Source organism: Flindersiella endophytica, from assembly GCF_054779015.1.
Map to the genome: position 1 here is coordinate 76,671 of NZ_BAAGYY010000023.1, position 17,112 is coordinate 93,782.

The following is a 17,112-nucleotide window of genomic DNA, read 5'->3' on the forward strand; positions in this document are numbered from 1 at the left end:
AGAAGACGGCGACGAAGGGGGTGGCGGTGGAAGATCCACGGCGGATCGGCTCCGATCCGGAGGCGTTCGAAGCGTTCTATCGCAAGCACATCGAAGCGATCCAGCGGTTCGTCGCGAGGCGGGTCGACGACCCGTACCTCGCGGCGGATCTCACGGCCGACGTGTTCCTGGCGGCGATCGACTCGGCGGCGACGTACCGGCCGAGCCGGGGCAGTCCGGCGGGCTGGCTGTACGGCGTTGCGCACAACGTCGTCGCGGCCGAACGCCGGAGGCAGGCACGTGAGTTGCGCGCGACGAGCCGGCTCTCCGGCCGGCGGCTGCTCGAGGCCGACGATCTGGCCCGGTTGGAGGAACGCATCGACGCCGAGGCCCGGGCGAGGCAGCTCTATCAAGCAATGGACCAGCTGCCCGACAGCGAACGAGCTGTGCTGGAGCTGACCGCGCTCGAAGGCCTCACGGTGTCCGAAGCCGCACAGGCGCTCCGGATCACGCCGGTCGCCGCCCGCGTCCGGCTGCACCGCGCCCGCCGGAAGCTGCGTACCCCCTTCGTCGCCGGCGCCCGTACCGAGGAAGCGGAGACCCTGTCATGAACGGAACCTTCGAGGACAAGCTGCTCGGCCAGCTCAAGCAGGTCGTCACGGAACGCGCGGCCGAACCGGTGACGCGACGGCACTGGCGGCCACGGCTGGCCCTGGCCGGAGCGGTCGCGGCCACAGCCGCGATCGGCATCGCCGCGCCGGTGCTTGTGGCCGACAGGACCTCGCCGGCCTGGGCGGTCACACAGACCGGCGATCGGATCCACGTGACGATCCTCGACTACCGCGACGCCGAAGGGCTCGAACGCAAACTCGAGTCCATGGGAGTCAGCGCGGTTGTCGACTATCCACCGGCCGGCATGTCGTGCGGCCGAAACCAGTGGTTCCTCGACCACCCGAACGAGCACGAGACAGTCATCTGGTTCGACGGCGACGGTGACACGCTCAGCTTCTGGTTCAGGCGCGACACGCTTCGGCCCGAAGACACGCTGGTCATCGAGACCCGGGTCTTCGACGTGCGGCTCGGCAACGATGTGCCGGAAGCCGAGAGAGGCATCCGGTCGGTGCCCTCGATCCAGGTCGCCGGCTCCGGGGCGGAGGTACCCCCCTGCGACCCGACCCCGGATGACCGGCTCACCCGGTGACCTGTCACATGCCGCGGTACTCCCGCGGCGCATAGCGCGGGCCTCGGCGGGGTGGTGCCGACACCATCCCGCCGAACGCCGCCATCTCCAGCAGCCGGGTGACGCGATAACGATGCCCGCGCCAGCGCTCCAGTGCCGCGAGCATCGTCTCGTCGTCCCAGCGTTCGCCGGCGAGGGCGTGGCCGATCAGCTTCGGCAGGTTGAAGTCACCGACCGAAACCGCGTCCGGGTCGCCGTGGGCGCGCTGGCGTACCTCCGCCGCCGTCCAGACGCCGATGCCCGGGATCGACCGCAGCCGGCGCTCGGCCTCCGCGGGCGCGAACGAGATGGTCTCCTCCAGCCGGCCCGCGACAGTGCACGCACGGATCAGCGTGTTCCGGCGCTCCGGCCCGACGCCGGCCTTGTGCCACTCCCAGACCGGCAGCGCCGCGAGCCTCGACGGCTCCGGCATCACCCACAGCTTCACCGGCAGGTCCTTACCGCCGGGCGCGCGCTCGCCGAAGCGCCAGGTCAGCTCGCGGAACGAGCGCCAGGCCTCGGTCGCCGTGACCTTTTGTTCGAGGATCGCGGGGATCAGCGCCTCCATGACCAGGCCGGTACGACAGACCCGCCAGCCGGCGTATCGCTGCCGGGCGCGCTCGAGCAGCGGCAGCCCGGGCTCGAACCCGCTCGGGTCGTCCTCGCCGCCGACCATGCCGGGCAGCTGCTCCAGCACCCACTCCGCGCCCACGCCCCAGGCCTGCGCCGCCACCGTACGTTCGCGGGGCCGGGCCGTGATCCGCATGGTCGCCGGGCCCGCGGGGGTCCGGACACCGCGCCAGATCGCACCGTCGGCGGCAAGCCGGAACGTCGGGTCGCCACCGCCCCGGCGCAGTCCGGAAAGCGTCGAGCCGGGGTCGATCGGCGCCTCGAAAGCGAGCGAGCGGGTACGGCCGGGAACGTCGAGCACCGAACCAGTGTCGGCTATGAGTTTCGTTCCGTAGACTCCTCCCCTGGCCCAGCACATGTGACAAGCCGAACACGAGGACTCGAGGGGCAGGAAACCCGTGGCCAAACGCACCAAGACCGAGCCGTCCAGGCGTGAGCGCCTGGAGCAGATGCGCCGGGAGCAGCAGGCGACCGAACGCCGCCGGACGATCCTGATCATCGGTGGCTTCAGCCTGGTTGGCGTGCTGATCGTCGGCGCCGCGGCGTTCGTCCCGATCAAGAACTGGATCGACGACCCGGCGCGCAAGCCGATGTCGGCGTTCGGCGTCCCCGCTGCCCAGGCCGGCGTGACCGCGCCCACCAAGGACAAGGCGAGCGGCAACTCCGACCACAAGGAAACCGGCACGAAGATCAAGTACTCCACCGTGCCGGCCTCGTCGGGCCCGCACTGGGACACCCCGGCCTCGTTCGACCGCACGTTCTACACCAAGGAAGACCGGCCGGCCGTCGAGACGCTGGTACACAACCTGGAGCACGGCTACACCATCGTCTGGTACGACGAGACGCTCGCCAAGGACAGCGAGCAGTTGGACCAGCTGAAGCAGCTCGCGCAGAAGTTCAACCACACGACGCCCGACAACTCCAAGAAGTTCATCGTGGCTCCGTGGCTGAAGGCCGACGGCGGCTCGTTCCCGAAGGGCAAGCACGTGGCGTTCACACGCTGGACCAACGAAGCAGGGCGGCGGGTGTTCGCCAGCAAGGTCAGCGGCGAGGCGATCGAGCAGTTCATGAAGAAGTTCCCGCAGAAGGACTCCCCCGAGCCCAACGCGGCCTAGAGGGCTCCGCGCCTGTTTGCGAACGACCACGTTGGCCACGCCAGTAGGACCTTCGCCACGCCCCGGGGCGTGGTTAACCAGCCAATTGCGTGGTTAACGTGGTCATTCGCGGCGGGCGGGCATCGGTGGTGGGTGACGTCAGGCGTAGCGGTTGCCGTGGGTGTGCTGGACCCGCGCCGCGAGATCCTTCACCCGTTCGGCCATGCCCTTCGGGCACACCATCGTCACGTCGCGGGTGTGGACGACGATCGTGTCGTGCAGGCCGAGCGTGGCCACCAGATGGTCCGGATCGTCGCTCACCACGATGTTGCCCTCGGAGTCGACCATCACCGTGATCGCGTTGCAGGCGTTACGCGCCTGGTCGGCCTCCAGCGTCCGCGCGAGGTTCGGCCACGAACCGACGTCCAGCCAGTCGACGCTCATCGGCACCACCCGCACGTGCGCCTCGCCCTCGCCACGGGCGGCGGGCTCCATCACGGCGTAGTCGATGCTGATCTTGCGGAAGCCCTCGTAGGTCGACGCCAGCACCTCGTCCCGCGACGGTGTGTCCCACGCGGCCGCGATCCGGCGCATACCTTCGTACGACTCCGGCAGGTGTTGCCGCAGCTCGCCGAGCAGGGTGTCGGCGCGCCAGACGAACATGCCGGAGTTCCACAGGTAACGCCCCGACTCGACGTACTTCTCCGCCGTCTCGGCGTCGGGCTTCTCCTTGAACGCGGAGACGGTGAAGACGTCCGGCGCATCAGGGAGTGCCGTGCCGCGCTCGACGTAGCCCAGCCCGGTGTGTGGCGAGGTCGGCGGGATGCCGAACGTCACCACCGCGTGCGGGTCGGCCTCCACGGTCTCGAAGCCGAGCCGCAGGCCCTCCTGGAACTTCGACAGCGGCTCGATCACGTGGTCGGACGTGACGAACGCCAGCACGGCCTCCGGGTCGCGTGCGCCCAGCACGGCGGCGGCGAGACCGAACGCGTTCGCGGTGTCGCGGCCGGCGGGCTCGCCGAGCAGGTTGCCGGCCGGCAGCTCCGGCAGGTGCTCTGCCACCGTGTCGAGGTAGGCGGTGCCTGTGCAGACGTAGATGCGCTCGGCGGGCACCAGCCCGACCAGCCGTTCGAAGGCCAGCCGGAGCAGGCTCTTACCGTCGCGAACCGACAGCAGTTGCTTGGGTCGGGTAGCCCGGGACAGCGGCCACAGCCGGGTCCCGGAGCCGCCGGCGTTGATCACCGCGTACCGCATGTGCACCGACCCTACGTGATTTTGGTGACGGTCCTCGGCTGGGTCACCGCATTGGCACCGTGGATAGGCTGCGGACCGTGGCGAGTCTTCAAACCCCGACCAAGCTGCTGGCGGCCGCGTTGCGCGACGACCCGGGCCGTCCGCTCTACACGTTCTACGACGACGCGACCGGCGAACGGATCGAGCTGTCGGTCAAGACGTTCGAGAACTGGGTCGCGAAGACCGCCAACCTGCTGCAGGACGGGCTGGACGTCGACCCCGGCGAGCGAGTCGCGATCATGCTGCCGTCCCACTGGCAGGGCGCGGTCTGGATGCTCGCCGCCTGGTCGGCCGGCCTGATCGTCGACCTCGACGCCACCGCCGACGCGGCCGTGATCGTCACCGGGCCGGACACCATCGACGCCGCCAGCGCGGTGGGCGCACACGAGGTGGTGGCGCTGTCGCTGCGGCCGCTCGGCGGCCCGTTCACCGAGCCGCTGCCCGAGGGCGTGATCGACTACGGCGCCGAGGTACTGACGTTCGGCGACGTCTTCTCCTCACTCGGCTCCACCGACCCCGAACAACCCCTGCTCGGCCGCGGCGACGAGCTCCTTGACGGCATGCAGCTGGTGAGCACCGCGCTGGAACGGGCAACCGAGCTCGGCCTCGGCGAGGGCGCCCGCATCCTCACCGACGCCAACCCCGTCGGCCCCAAGGGCTACCTCGACGCCCTGCTCGCACCACTGGCCCGCAACGGCTCGGTCGTGCTCGTCCGCAATCCCGACCCCGACCTGGTCGACCAGCACGCCCGCGACGAGAAGGCCACCCACACCTTTCTCACCTGACCCAACGGGTTGATCTTGCTACGGGGTTCGAGTAGAACCCGAGAATGAGCGCCGACCAGACCGGCACAAACCGTACGCGCGAGGAGCTGTGGTTCCGGCGGCTCTCGCCACGAGAACGCCGAACGTTCTGGGGCTGCTTCGGCGGCTGGGCCGTCGACGCGATGGACGTCCAGATCTTCAGCCTTGTCATCACCGGCCTGGTCAGCCTCGGGTTCCTCGCCGACAGAGCAGAGGCCGGCCGGATCGCGACCGTCACACTGTTGTGCTCCGCCGTCGGCGGCTGGCTGACCGGCGTGCTGTCCGACCGGGTAGGCCGCGCGCGGATGCTCCAGATCACCGTCGTCTGGTTCTCGGTCTTCACCCTGCTCTGCGGTCTGGCCCAGGACGCCACCCAGCTGACGATCTTCCGCGCGCTGATGGGGTTCGGCTTCGGCGGTGAGTGGGCCGCCGGCGCGATCCTGATGGGCGAGACCGTCCGCGCGAGCTACCGCGGCCGCGCCGTCGGCACCGTGCAGTCCGGTTGGGCGATCGGCTGGGGCGTCGCCGTCCTGCTGTTCCTGGTGACCGACCAGCTGTTCAGCGACGACTGGTCGTGGCGGGTCCTGTTCATCCTCGGCGTCCTGCCCGCGCTGCTGGTGTTCTACGTCCGGCGTTTCGTGCAGGAGCCCGAGGTCTTCCGGGCGGACCGGCCGAGGGAGAACTTCCTGGCCATCTTCGCGCCGGCGCGGCTGCGGATCACCGCGCTGTGCGCGCTCGTGGCTGTCGGCGCCCAGGGCGGCTACTACGCGCTGACGACCTGGCTGCCGAACTTCCTCAGCACGGAACGCAACCTGAACCTGCTCGGCCTCGGCGGCACGCTGGGCCTGGTGATCGCCGGTGCCTTCGCCGGTTACCTGTTCGGCGCCTGGCTCACCGACCGGCTCGGAAGGCGCTGGGCGATCGTGGTCTGCGCGGCCGGCGCGTTCGCCGTGGTCATCCCGTTCACGACGGCCGACCTCCCCACCGCGCTGTTCACCGTCCTGAGCTTCCCGTTGGGCTTCTTCGGCTCGGCGTACTTCAGCGGGCTCGGCGCGTTGTTCACCGAGCAGTTCCCCACCGCGCTGCGCGGATCCGGGCAGGGCTTCGCGTACAACTTCGGCCGCGGCATCGGTGCGCTGTTCCCGTTCCTGGTGGGCGTCCTGGGCGACGCGCTCTCGATCGGCCTGGCGATCGCGATCTTCGCCGGCGCGGCCTACGCGGTGATGGCGGTCGCCGCGTTGCTGCTGCCAGAGACGCGCGGCATCGAGCTCACTCCGGCAACCGAGCCTTCCGGTACGGAAAGCGCCTGAGGTCGGCACTGGTCACGCCCGGCGTGTCGACGAACAGCACCTCCCGCGCGATCGGACCGTACGCCGCCAGCGGCGAGTGCACGCCCTTGGCCACGATCGCGCGGAACGACAACGGGTCGAGGCCGAGCGACGTCACCTGCGCCAGCGCCGACGGCATCACGACCCGGCTGGTGAGGACGACTGTCTGCCCCTCGTCGAGCGACACCACGGCGGTCCGTCCGCTGTCGAAGTGCCGCTGCCCCGCGTGGGTCGCCCCGCTGTCCTCGTACCGGCCGAGCGACAGCCCACGTACGGTGCCGGCCGTTTCGAGCGGCGGGCCCACCGACGGATCGGTACGCGCACCGATCCGCAGCTCGACCCGGCCACTCACGCCGGCCCGCCAGCAACGCTCCACCGCGTCGGCGTCGTCGATGATGCACAGCAGCTCCCGCAAGCCCAGGTGACGTGCCGCGTCCAGGAGCACGACCGAGTCACCGGGCGCGCCGGCACCGATGTTGTCGCCGACGTCGAGCAGTAGCACCGGACCGGCCCCGGGCTCGGCGTCCCCTGCCCGCCGGATCGCTTCTGGCACGGGCACCGCGCGGCCGGTGAGCTCGGCCCGCCGGGACAGGATCTCCTTGGCCAGCAGGTCCGCCTCCCGCTGCGCCAGGCCGGCGTCGCCGTCGGCCACCACGACGACGCTCATGCCGAGCTCGGGTACGTCGGCGTACGGATAGCCCTCGGCCACCGAGGCCGTGAGCACACCGGGCAAGGCCAGCGTGCGATCGAGCGCGGCCAGGATCTCGCGCATCGGTGAGGCGTCCGTGTTCTGGCGCAGGATGTCGATGACGGCAGGCACGTGTACGAGCGCCTGTGCCGGCACGACCTCCCGCCGCGCGGCGGCGGCCACCAGCTGGGCGACCTCGTACGCGCGTTCCTTCGCATCGACGTGTGGGTTGGTGCGGTAGGTGACAAGCAGGTCCGCGTGCTCGGCCATCCGTGGGCTGATGTTCGCGTGCAGGTCGAGCGCCGCACCGATCGGCGTACCCTCCCCGACCACCGAACGAAACCGCTCCAGCAGATAACCGTCGACATCGTCGCACTCCTCGGCGACCGCGGCACCGTGCAGCGCGGCCAGCACACCGTCCCAGGGTCCGCCCTCGGCCAGCGCGGCGACCAGCTGATCGGCCAACGTACGCAGGGCATCCGCGGTGATCGGGCCGGCGGGCGTCACCGTGGTGAACAGCAGCGGCACCACCTCCACCGGGTTGTCGTCCCGTCCGGCGGCCGCCAGGAAGCCGGCCATCGTCGTGCGCGCGTTGACATGCCGGTCGACGATCTGCTGTCCGCGCAGGATGCCGTCGCTCTCGAACGCCGCCAGATCGACCCGGCTCGGCGCGAACGTGTTCGCCTCGTGCATCAAACCCAGGGCGGCAAGTCGGACCATCACACCATCTTGACGCGACAAATGAGCAGAGTGGACGTCAGCCCGATATTTGTCTGCGGGCAGAGGATCGGACGTCAGTCCAATCTGGGTATAGGTGCGCGCATGCGAGGGATGACGGTGTTCTTGATCTGCGCGCTCCTGCTCTTCTTCTCCGCACCCGCGGCGGCGGCCGGAGCGCCTGCTGACCAGCCAGGGTTCGAGGTCGCGGCCAGGCCGGCCGGTGGGAAGTACCAGCTCGCCGGCCACGGCTGGGGCCACGGCCGGGGTATGTCGCAGTACGGCGCGTACGCCGCAGCCAGGACCGGCGCCGGCTATCGGGAGATCCTGAAGTTCTACTATCCGGGCACGAAGCTGTCCGGCCTGCCCGACGCCACCATCCGCGTCCGGCTGTCCCACAACGGCTCGCCCGTCCGCATCCGGCCCGAGCGCGGCCTGCAGGTCTGGTGGACGTACCAGAACGGCGCGCTGCGGCACGCCACGTTGCCGAGTACGTTCAAGGGCTGCCCCTACAGCATGTGGCGGGTGTCGAAGTCGGGCTCGTCGGACCTCAGGCTCGACGGCTACGCCTGCGGCAGGTGGCACACCCGGATCAAGCCGAGCCAGGTGCTCGGCAGCGGCCGGATCTCGTTCATCCCTCCCGACGACACGATCGGGGTGGAGCGGCGCGCGTCCGGCGGCTCGGCGGCCCGGCGGGCGTACCGGGGTGCGATCCGCGTCGTGCTGAAGGGCGGCAAGCTGCGGGCGATCAACATCGTGTCGTACGACAAGTACCTCCGCTCGGTGGTACCGGCGGAGTCGCCGTCGTGGTGGCCGCCGTCGGCGTTGCAGGCGCAGGCGGTCGCCGCCCGAAGCTACGCGGCGCGATCGGCGCGCAACAACAGTGGACGCTACTTCGACGTCTACGACACCACGGCCTCGCAGGCCTATCCGGGCTGGGTGAAGTTCACCTCGAAGTGGAAGGTCGCCACGGTCTACGAGGCCGGCCGTACGTCCAAGGCGATCAACGCCACGCGCGGCAAGGTGCTCGTACACAGCAAGGCGATCGCGCTCACGGAGTTCGGCTCGTCCAACGGCGGCTGGACGGCCTCAGGCCAGGTGCCGTACCTGCCTGCTCGCAAGGACGGCTGGGACCCGCGCAAGGACCCCAACCACAACTGGTCCGGCTCGGTGACCGTCAGCCGGCTGGAGAAGCGCTACCCGTCGATCGGCAAGCTCAAGGAGATCCGCGTCGGCAAGCGCACCGGCCACGGCGACTGGGGCGGGCGGGTCACCGAGCTGCGCATCGTCGGCACGAAGAAGACCAAGGTCGTGCGGGGCGAGGACGGCGTACGCAACGCGCTGGGCGTCAAGTCGGCCTGGTTCAAGATCCGCTAGCGCGGGCAGTGTCGGTGGTCGCCGCTAGCGTGCCGGAGCATGGCTGACCAACCGCCGCTCGTGCTCGTCGACGGCAACAACCTCTTGTGGCGTTCGGAGTTCGGCTTCCCGGCGAGGATCCTGAGCCGCGACAAGACGCGCGACGTGACCGGTGTGTTCGGCTTCTTCGCCTTGTTACGCAAGGGCATCCGCGAGAACGTCTCGTCCGAGCCCGAGGTCGTCGTGTGCTTCGACGGCGAGGGCGGTGCGGCCAGGCGGATCGCCGTCGACCCGGCCTACAAGGCCAACCGGTCAGGTGCCGACCTGACGCCGATCCTCGGCCTGCCGCACGTCCAGCGCGGCCTCGACGCGTTCGGCGTGCCGCACGCGCTGCTCGACGACGAGGAGGCCGACGACCTGATCGCGACCTACGCCGACCAGGCCGGTGCCGACGGCCGCGAGGTCTACATCTTCAGCCGCGACAAGGACTTCTTCCAGCTGCTCGACGACCGGGTGTGGCTGCTCGACACCGGCCGGGCCGCCGAGCACCGGCTGATCGGGCCGCACGAGGTGGAGCAGCGCTTCGGCCTGCTACCGGCGCAGTGGTGCGACCGTGCCGCCCTGGTCGGCGATCCGAGCGACAACCTGCCAGGCGTCCGCGGCGTGGGCCCGATCCGCGCGGCCCGCTATCTCGCGGGCGGACTACCGCTGGCCGAACTGCCCGGCTCGGGCCGGCTCACCGGCAAGACGGGGCAGACCGTGCTCGACAGCTGGCCCGACGTCGAACGCTGGCGGGGCCTGGTCGAGATGCGCGGCGACCTCCGACCACCGCATGACCTCACCGGGCAGAGCATGCCCGAGCTCCCGCTGGCCGCGGTCATTCTCGAGGAGCTGTGCCTTTGGTGACCGAACGACCGCCCGCGAACGCGCGATACTCCTCGACCATCCGGTCGATCGCCTCGGTCGCGTGCATCTCCTTCTCCAGCAGGTCGCGCAACTCCTCCTGGTAGAACCGCAGCCTCCGCCGGTCCGCCTCGGTCAACGGCACGCGCCGCTCGAACCACAACGGCAGCACATAGGCGTCGAACGCCTCCCGGAGCCGGCTCGAGGTCATGCCGAGCATGCCCGACCAGTACTCCACGTCTGCGATGGCGTTGCTCAACGACCGCGGGAGCACGGCCACGGCCTCCGAACGCAACAGGTGCGTGAAGTCGATCGGATTCGCCGTGACGGTGTAGTTCAGCAGCTCCCACGTGCCCTCGTCCAGCGGCTCCGTGGTCGTTGCCCAGCTGTCCAGCGCCCGGTCGATCGCCTGGAACGTGCTCTGCACCTCGTCCGCGCCCGGCCGTTCCAGCCCGATGAACCCCATCAGGTGCTCCAAGTGCTCGCGCACCCAGCGCCGGATCACCCTGCGTTCGCGCCAGTTCTCCAGCCCGATCGCCAGGAACGCACCCACGAACACACCGACGAACGACAGCGCGATCTCCACTCGGCCTCCCGCCCCATAAGCCCGCACGATCTGCGAAGACTAACCGGCCGCGGCCACCGGCAGGGTCACCTCGGCGAAATGGCACGCGACCGGGTGGCCGTTGCCCCGGTCCACGAGCTGCGGCTCCTCCTTCGCACACACGTCCTGTGCCTTCCAGCACCTGGTCCGGAACCGGCACCCGCTCGGCGGGTCCAGCGGGCTCGGCACATCGCCTGCGAGGACGATCCGCTCGCGCCGGCGTTCGGTCTCCGGGTCGGGCGCCGGCGCCGCTGAGAGCAGCGCCTGCGTGTACGGATGCGCCGGCCGGTCGTAGACGTCGTCGCGTACACCCGTCTCGACGATCTTGCCGAGATACATCACCGCGACTCGATCGCAGATGTGGCGGACCACCGACAGGTCGTGCGCGATGAAGATGTACGCGACCTCGAGTTCGTCCTGCAGATCCTCCAGCAGGTTGACGACACCCGCCTGCACCGACACGTCAAGCGCCGACACCGGCTCGTCGAGCACCATCAGCTTCGGTCGCAACGCCAGCGCTCGCGCGATGCCGATCCGCTGCCGCTGACCACCGGAGAACTCGTGCGGGTAGCGGTTCCCGTGCTCGGGGTTCAGCCCGACCAGCCGCAGCAGCTCGGCGACCCGCGCGCGCCCGCCATCGGCCCACTGTTTGTGGACCTTCAACGGCTCGGCGATGATGTCGTTGACCGGGAGCTTGGGGTTGAGCGAGGCGTAGGGGTCCTGGAACACCACCTGCACGTCGCGCCGCACCGGCTTGAGCTGCGCGGGCGACAACGTGGTGAGCTCCTGGCCCTCGAAGCGGACCGAACCGGACGTCGGCTTGTGCAGCTGCAGGATGGCCCGGCCGGTCGTCGACTTCCCGCAGCCGGACTCTCCCACCAGGCCCAGCGTTTCGCTCTTGTCGACTCGCAACGACACGCCGCTCACCGCCTGCACCTGGCCGACGACGCGTCTCAGTAGCCCCGAGCCGCGTACGGGGAAGTTCATCACCAGGTCTTCGACCTCGAGCAGAGCCATCACGCACTCTCGCTTTTCACTCTGAAGAACGCCGTGGGGTCCTCGGCGCCGGCCAGCTTGTCCCAGTGGTGGCAGGCCGCGGAGTGATCAACCTCGTCTGTGTCGTCCAGCGGCGGTTCGGTCGCGGCGCACACGTCGTCGGCCAGCGGGCAACGCGGCGAGAACGGGCATCCCGCCGGCAGGTTGATCAGCGACGGCGGCGCGCCCTTGATCGGGCGCAACCGCTCACCAGCCAGGTCGAGCGACGGTATCGAGCCCAGCAGCCCTGCGGTGTAAGGCATCCGGGGCCGGTAGAACACCGGATCGGTCGCACCGACTTCGACAGCCCGCCCGGCGTACATCACCATCACCCGGTGCGCCATCCCGGCGATCACGCCGAGGTCGTGGGTGATCAGCACGATCGCCGCGCCGACGGCATCCTTGACCTCCAGCAACTTCTCCAGGATCTGCGCCTGTACGGTCACGTCGAGCGCGGTCGTGGGCTCGTCGGCGATGATGATGTCCGGGTTGTTGATGACGGCCATCGCGATCATCGCGCGTTGCCGCATGCCACCGGAGAACTCGTGCGGATAGCTGCGCAGCCGCGCGGTCGCCTGCGGAATCCCCACCAGGTCGAGCATTTCCCCGGCCCGGGCCATCGCCTGCTTACGCGGCACCAACTGGTGCGCGAGTACGGCCTCGGCCAGCTGGTCGCCGATCGTGTGCACGGGGTTCAGCGCGGTCATCGGATCCTGGAACACCATCGCTAGCTTCTGGCCCCGCAGGCCGCGCCGCTGCCGCGCTGACATGGTCAGCACGTCGTCGCCACGGTAGAGAATCTGTCCTCGAATCCGCGCGTTCTTGGGTAGCAACCCCATCACGGCCATCGACGAGACCGACTTCCCACAACCGGACTCGCCCACGATGCCGAGCACTTCGCGCTCACGCACTTGGTACGAGATGCCGCGAACGGCGCGGACGATGCCGTCCTCTGTGGGGAAGTCGACGGTGAGGTTCTCCACTCGCAGGACCTCGTCCTCGCCGGGCGGACGTACATCGGACAGGGTCGTCGCCACGTGGGCCTCTTCTGCCGATCGCACCTCTCCCGACCCGAGGTCGAGTACTTCCGGCTGGCGTTCGCCGCCGGCCACCCAGTCGCTGGTCATTCGCGGATCCTGGTCTGTCGGGGGTCGAAGGCGTCGCGCAAACCGTCGCCGATGAAGTTCACCGACAACGCGATCACGATGATGAACATCCCGGGCCACCAGAAAAGCCACGGCCTGGTCAGCATGGCACTCCGGTAGACGCTGATGAGCTGCCCGAGCGAGGTGTCCGGTGGCTGCACCCCGAAGCCCAGGAAGGAGATCGCGGTCTCCAGCAGAACGGCCGCGGCGATCGTCAGTGTCGTCGACACGACGATCACGCCGACGGTGTTGGGCATGATGTGCCGGAAGATGATGCGCCTGGCCGGCGCGCCGATCGCCCGGGCCGCGTCCACGAACTCCTTCTCTCGAAGCGACAGCACCTCACCGCGCACCAGGCGAGCCGTTCGCGGCCAGATCACCAGGCCGAGCAGCACGCCGATCGGAAAGATGCCGAAGTCACCGACCATCTGCCCCACGACGGCGGCGATCACCAGCGTGGGAATGGCGATCATCACGTCGGTGAACCGCATGAGGACGGCCTCGGTGCGGCGCCGGAAGTATCCCGCGACCGCACCGATGATCGTGCCCACGAGCGTGGAGACGATGCCGACCGTGAACGCGATGAACAACGACTGCTGGGCACCGCGCATGGTCAGTGCGAAGTAGTCCTTGCCCACGTTGTCCTGACCGAACGGGTGCGCGCCGAGGTGGAAGCCGTCGCCGCCCAGGAACGACGGTATGAGGCTGAGCGTCGGCCGGCCCCGGTCGACGACCTGTGCGACATCGAAGTAGGACTTGTCCCACCATCCGGGTATCGGCCCGATGCCGATCGAGCTGAACGCGAGCACGATGACGCCGGCCAGCATGATCATGCCCGCCAGCGCGGCCCGGTGCCGGAAGAACCGGCGGCGGATCATCTCCGCCTGCGTGCGCGCGACGATCGCCATGCCCTGCGCGCGTTCGGCCGAGCTCGGCCCCGGCGGCTGGGCGCTCGGCACATCCTGAATCGGCAGCGTCATCGGACCTCCTCCTCAGGACAACCGGATACGCGGATCGAGGTACGCATAGGTGATGTCGGCGATCATGTTGAAGATCACGACTGAGGCGCCGGCGACCAGGAAGAAGCCCATCACCGGCCCCGGGTCGACGTTTCGCAGCCCTTCGGCGAACAGAGCGCCCATGCCCCGCCAGCCGAAGACCCGCTCGGTGATGACAGCACCCCCGATCACACCACCGAAGTCCAGTGCGACCAGCGTGGTGATCGGGATCAGCCCGTTGCGGAACACGTGCCGCGTGATGACCGTACGTTCCGGCAGGCCCTTCGCCCTCGCGGTACGGACGAAGTCCTGGTTCATCACCTCGAGCATGCTCGCGCGGGTGAACCGGGAGAACGTCGCCAGCGAGATCAGGATCAGCGCCAGCGTGGGAAGCACGAGATGCCCGGCGGAGTCCCAGGTCGTCTGCCAGAACGTGCCTTCGAAGTTCGGGGTGCGTGACCCGATCGTCGAGACCGGCCGGCCCAGCACCAGACCGGTGTACTCCTGGAATGCCCGCAGCAGGTGATCGAGGAAGATCAGCCCGCCGGTGAACAGACCGGTCAGGATCGCCGCCGGAATCGCCTGCCGGCGTTGGAGTCCGCCGAGCGCGAAGCCGAGCACCGCGCACACGGCGACGGTGACCGCGGTCAGCCCGGCGAACGTGAGCAGGCTCGGGTCGGTGAGCACGGGGTTGAGGACGAGATAGCTCAGCGTGCCCAACACCGCGGCCGCGATCGTCGCGTACATCGGACCGCCTGGCCGCAGGCTGCCGAACAGCACGGTGAACCCGAGCGCAATGGCGATCGACACCGCGAGGATGAAGCCGAATCCCAAGCCAGGGTTGGCGAACCACCGGGTCTGCGACAGGAACGCGAGCACGAGTGCGGTCGACATCATCCCGATGGCGGCGGTGGTGAGCCGCCGGCGGATGTCGCCGGACGCGATCGACCCCCAGACCAGCCCCGCGAGCACGGAGATCACGACGATCACGGTGGTCGGGATCGCCGGGTCTCGCAGCCAGTTGTTGAACTGGATCGCGGCGTACTGCTTGAGCATCGTCGACACCCAGAACACCGGCAGCGAGAAGAAGATGAACGCGGAGAACGTCACGGAGTAGTCGAATCCGCTGTACTGCCGCAGCGCCGTGATGATGCCGATGACGACACCGATCACGATCGCCAGCACGGTCGCCGCGATGACGAGTTGCAGGGTCGCGCTGACCGCCTGTCCGAGCAACGTCGAGACAGGCTGCCCTTCACGAGTCACGCCGAGATCGCCGCGCACTACGTGGGCGAGCCAGCTCAGGTAGCGCACCGGGATCGGCAGGTCCAGTTGCATGCGTTCGACGCGGTCGGCGATCTTCTGGTCGCGGTTGGGCGAGTTGTCCTCGCGAAGATCGGCCAACGGGTCGCCGGACAGCGCCGTCAGTACGTACATGATGAAGGTCGCGGCCAGAAGGACGAAGACGGAGACGATCAGCCTCCGCACGATGAAGACGGCCACAGGTCACCTCCTTGCCGTTGTGCCCCGGCGGCGGACCGCCGAGGCACAACGTCCAGCGTCAACGCGCTATTGCGCCGACCACTTGTCCATGTTCCAGGTGATGGTCGCCTGGGACGGGTTGGGCTCGATGTTCTTCAGCGTGTCCGTCCACGCCGTCAGTTGTGGCTGGGAGTAGAGCGGAATCGTCACCAGGTCGTCCCAGAGGGCCTTCTCCACCTGGGCGATCAGCGGGATCTGCGCATCCTTGTCGATGGTCTTGTTGATCTGGGTGATCAGGTCGTCGACCTTCTTGTTGGAGTAGCAGCCGTTGTTGTTGCCCTTCTCGGTCGGCGTGCAGGCCTTCGGCGACCTGAACGTCGACGCCCAGCCGCTCACCAGCGACGAACCGGACCAGCCGAACAGCGCCACGTCGAACGTCTGGTTGGCCAAGCCGCCGTCGGGGTCGAAGAAGTTCTCCTCGCCCTTGTCGACGATCTTGAAGCCGGCCTTGCCGCATTCGGCCGTGATCAGCTCGACCACCTGGGTGCGGCGCGGGTTCGGCACGATGTAGCCGATGTTCACCGTCGGGTTGGGCTGCCCGGCCTGGGCCAGCAACGCCTTGGCGCCGTTGATGTCGGGCGTGGTGTACTTGCCGGCACCGCCGCTCTTCTGCACGACGTTCTTGTAGTACGGCAGGAACGGAGCGACGTTGCGGACGTCCATCGGCTCGGCGTCCGGCTGGATCGGCTTGATCAGGTTGTCGACGATCAGCTTGCGCGGCACGCACTTGGCGAACGCTTCGCGGATCCGCTTGTCCTTCATCGGACCTTTGACCAGGTTGAAGTCGAGATGGTCGTAGGTGAACTGGGTTCCGACCTTGTGCTTGACGGCCTGCACGCTCTCGATCTGCTGCAACAGGTCAGGGTTGGGCTGCGGCTCGATGATGTTGACTTCCTGGTTCTGCAGCGCCTGGACCTGCTCGTCCTGCGCGATGAACCGGATCACGATCGTCTTGGACGCGGGAGGCGTGCCCCAGTACTTCTCGTTGGGAACCAGCGTGATCGACTGACCCTTGTCCCACTTGCTCAGCTTGTACGGGCCGGACGACGGGATCAGGTCTTCGCCGAGCAGCTTCCCCGTCATCACCCAGCCCTCGTTGTAGAACTTGGCGGCCTTGGCGAGCTTGGTCTTGTCGCCCGCCTTGATGGCGGCGATCAGGTCGGCCTCCGACAGGCCACTTTGCTTCTCCACGACCTGGGCGGGAAGCATCGTGGTGGCACCGGGACCGACCGAAGCCCAGTCGGCGAACGGCTCGTTGTAGACGAACGTGAACGACTTGTCGCCCGCGGCGCACTCGGGCACCTTGACGTGGTTGATGCCCTCGCCGCCGGAGGTCGAGAAGCCGTACTTGCCGGCGCTGGCGGCCCAGTAGAGCATGATGTCGTCGCAGTCGATGGGGCTGCCGTCCGACCACGCCGCCTTGTCGTTGATCGTGTAGTCGACGGTCAGCGGATTGTCGGACGACTTCTTGTACGTGCCGAACTCGGGATTGGGCTTGAGCTCGCCGTCGGCACCGAAGTACCAGAAGCCGGTCAGCACGCGCTGCAGCACAAGGGAGTTCTTCAGCGCGTTCGCGTCGGCGGTGTTCCGGTTGTAGGACGCGAACTCTTGCTCGGTGGTGTGCGTGATCGTGACGGCTTTCGGCTGCGCCGGACCGGAGGACTTCGGGCTCGTACCACTACCACCAGGTCCGCCGCAGGCAGCGAGTGTCAGGGCGCACCCTGCCAGAATCGCCAGAAGCTTCCCGCTACTTCGTCGCATTGCTGGCACAACCGACC

The 17,112-nt window shown here is 68.7% G+C and carries 16 protein-coding genes; 7 read left to right on the plus strand and 9 right to left on the minus strand.

Annotation, left to right across the window (positions count from 1 at the left end; translation table 11 throughout):
- Window positions 1-26 precede the first annotated feature (26 nt).
- Together ACYVF6_RS24730 and ACYVF6_RS24735 are read left to right on the plus strand one after the other, a co-directional pair.
- Window positions 27-590: an RNA polymerase sigma factor gene (locus ACYVF6_RS24730; protein ID WP_460524891.1), complete on the plus strand. Its 564-nt coding sequence runs from the start codon at window positions 27-29 to the stop codon at window positions 588-590.
- Window positions 587-1,180: a hypothetical protein gene (locus tag ACYVF6_RS24735; RefSeq protein ID WP_460524892.1), complete on the plus strand. Its 594-nt coding sequence runs from the start codon at window positions 587-589 to the stop codon at window positions 1,178-1,180. The genes ACYVF6_RS24730 and ACYVF6_RS24735 overlap by 4 nt, the downstream gene beginning before the upstream one ends.
- 4 nt (window positions 1,181-1,184) lie before the next feature.
- On the opposite strand, the gene ACYVF6_RS24740 is transcribed toward ACYVF6_RS24735, so the two are convergent.
- A complete protein-coding gene (locus ACYVF6_RS24740; protein ID WP_460524893.1) occupies window positions 1,185-2,129 on the minus strand; it encodes a DNA-3-methyladenine glycosylase family protein in 945 nt (314 codons plus the stop codon).
- A gap of 97 nt (window positions 2,130-2,226) precedes the next feature.
- On the opposite strand from ACYVF6_RS24740, the gene ACYVF6_RS24745 reads away from it, so the two are divergent.
- Window positions 2,227-2,943 (plus strand): DUF3105 domain-containing protein, encoded by a 717-nt coding sequence (locus tag ACYVF6_RS24745; RefSeq protein ID WP_460524894.1) that lies wholly within the window; start codon window positions 2,227-2,229, stop codon window positions 2,941-2,943.
- A 138-nt stretch (window positions 2,944-3,081) separates the two neighbouring features.
- On the opposite strand, the gene ACYVF6_RS24750 is transcribed toward ACYVF6_RS24745, so the two are convergent.
- Window positions 3,082-4,176 carry a mannose-1-phosphate guanylyltransferase gene (locus tag ACYVF6_RS24750; protein WP_460524895.1) on the minus strand — a complete coding sequence of 365 codons (1,095 nt, stop codon included), beginning with the start codon at window positions 4,174-4,176 and terminating at the stop codon, window positions 3,082-3,084.
- 77 nt (window positions 4,177-4,253) lie between these two features.
- On the opposite strand from ACYVF6_RS24750, the gene ACYVF6_RS24755 reads away from it, so the two are divergent.
- Entirely contained in the window at window positions 4,254-5,000 is a 747-nt protein-coding gene (locus ACYVF6_RS24755; protein WP_460524896.1) for a TIGR03089 family protein, read from the plus strand.
- Between the two features lie 44 nt (window positions 5,001-5,044).
- On the plus strand, window positions 5,045-6,328 hold the full coding sequence (locus ACYVF6_RS24760; RefSeq protein WP_460524897.1) for an MFS transporter: 1,284 nt from the start codon (window positions 5,045-5,047) through the stop codon (window positions 6,326-6,328).
- On the opposite strand, the gene ACYVF6_RS24765 is transcribed toward ACYVF6_RS24760, so the two are convergent.
- On the minus strand, window positions 6,288-7,754 hold the full coding sequence (locus ACYVF6_RS24765; RefSeq protein WP_460524898.1) for a M81 family metallopeptidase: 1,467 nt from the start codon (window positions 7,752-7,754) through the stop codon (window positions 6,288-6,290). The two genes, ACYVF6_RS24760 and ACYVF6_RS24765, sit on opposite strands and share 41 nt — an antisense overlap.
- Window positions 7,755-7,856: 102 nt before the next feature.
- Here ACYVF6_RS24765 and ACYVF6_RS24770 point away from each other — a divergent pair, with 102 nt between their 5' ends.
- Window positions 7,857-9,128 carry a SpoIID/LytB domain-containing protein gene (locus tag ACYVF6_RS24770; RefSeq protein ID WP_460524899.1) on the plus strand — a complete coding sequence of 424 codons (1,272 nt, stop codon included), beginning with the start codon at window positions 7,857-7,859 and terminating at the stop codon, window positions 9,126-9,128.
- Between the two features lie 39 nt (window positions 9,129-9,167).
- The gene (locus tag ACYVF6_RS24775) at window positions 9,168-10,013 is read left to right on the plus strand and encodes a 5'-3' exonuclease (protein WP_460524900.1); all 846 of its coding nucleotides are present in this window, start codon (window positions 9,168-9,170) and stop codon (window positions 10,011-10,013) included.
- Here ACYVF6_RS24775 and ACYVF6_RS24780 read toward each other — a convergent pair.
- The 6 genes from ACYVF6_RS24780 to ACYVF6_RS24805 all read right to left on the minus strand — a co-directional run bounded on the left by ACYVF6_RS24780 (window position 9,985) and on the right by ACYVF6_RS24805 (window position 17,095).
- The gene (locus ACYVF6_RS24780; RefSeq protein WP_460524901.1) at window positions 9,985-10,596 is read right to left on the minus strand and encodes a hypothetical protein; all 612 of its coding nucleotides are present in this window, start codon (window positions 10,594-10,596) and stop codon (window positions 9,985-9,987) included. The two genes, ACYVF6_RS24775 and ACYVF6_RS24780, sit on opposite strands and share 29 nt — an antisense overlap.
- Window positions 10,597-10,635: 39 nt before the next feature.
- A complete protein-coding gene (locus ACYVF6_RS24785) occupies window positions 10,636-11,631 on the minus strand; it encodes an ABC transporter ATP-binding protein (protein WP_460524902.1) in 996 nt (331 codons plus the stop codon).
- Window positions 11,631-12,776: an ABC transporter ATP-binding protein gene (locus ACYVF6_RS24790; protein ID WP_460524903.1), complete on the minus strand. Its 1,146-nt coding sequence runs from the start codon at window positions 12,774-12,776 to the stop codon at window positions 11,631-11,633. The genes ACYVF6_RS24785 and ACYVF6_RS24790 overlap by 1 nt, the downstream gene beginning before the upstream one ends.
- Entirely contained in the window at window positions 12,773-13,774 is a 1,002-nt protein-coding gene (locus ACYVF6_RS24795) for an ABC transporter permease (protein WP_460524904.1), read from the minus strand. The genes ACYVF6_RS24790 and ACYVF6_RS24795 overlap by 4 nt, the downstream gene beginning before the upstream one ends.
- A 12-nt stretch (window positions 13,775-13,786) precedes the next feature.
- Window positions 13,787-15,295 (minus strand): ABC transporter permease, encoded by a 1,509-nt coding sequence (locus ACYVF6_RS24800; protein WP_460524905.1) that lies wholly within the window; start codon window positions 15,293-15,295, stop codon window positions 13,787-13,789.
- Between the two features lie 66 nt (window positions 15,296-15,361).
- Window positions 15,362-17,095 (minus strand): ABC transporter family substrate-binding protein, encoded by a 1,734-nt coding sequence (locus ACYVF6_RS24805; protein ID WP_460524906.1) that lies wholly within the window; start codon window positions 17,093-17,095, stop codon window positions 15,362-15,364.
- Window positions 17,096-17,112 lie beyond the last annotated feature (17 nt).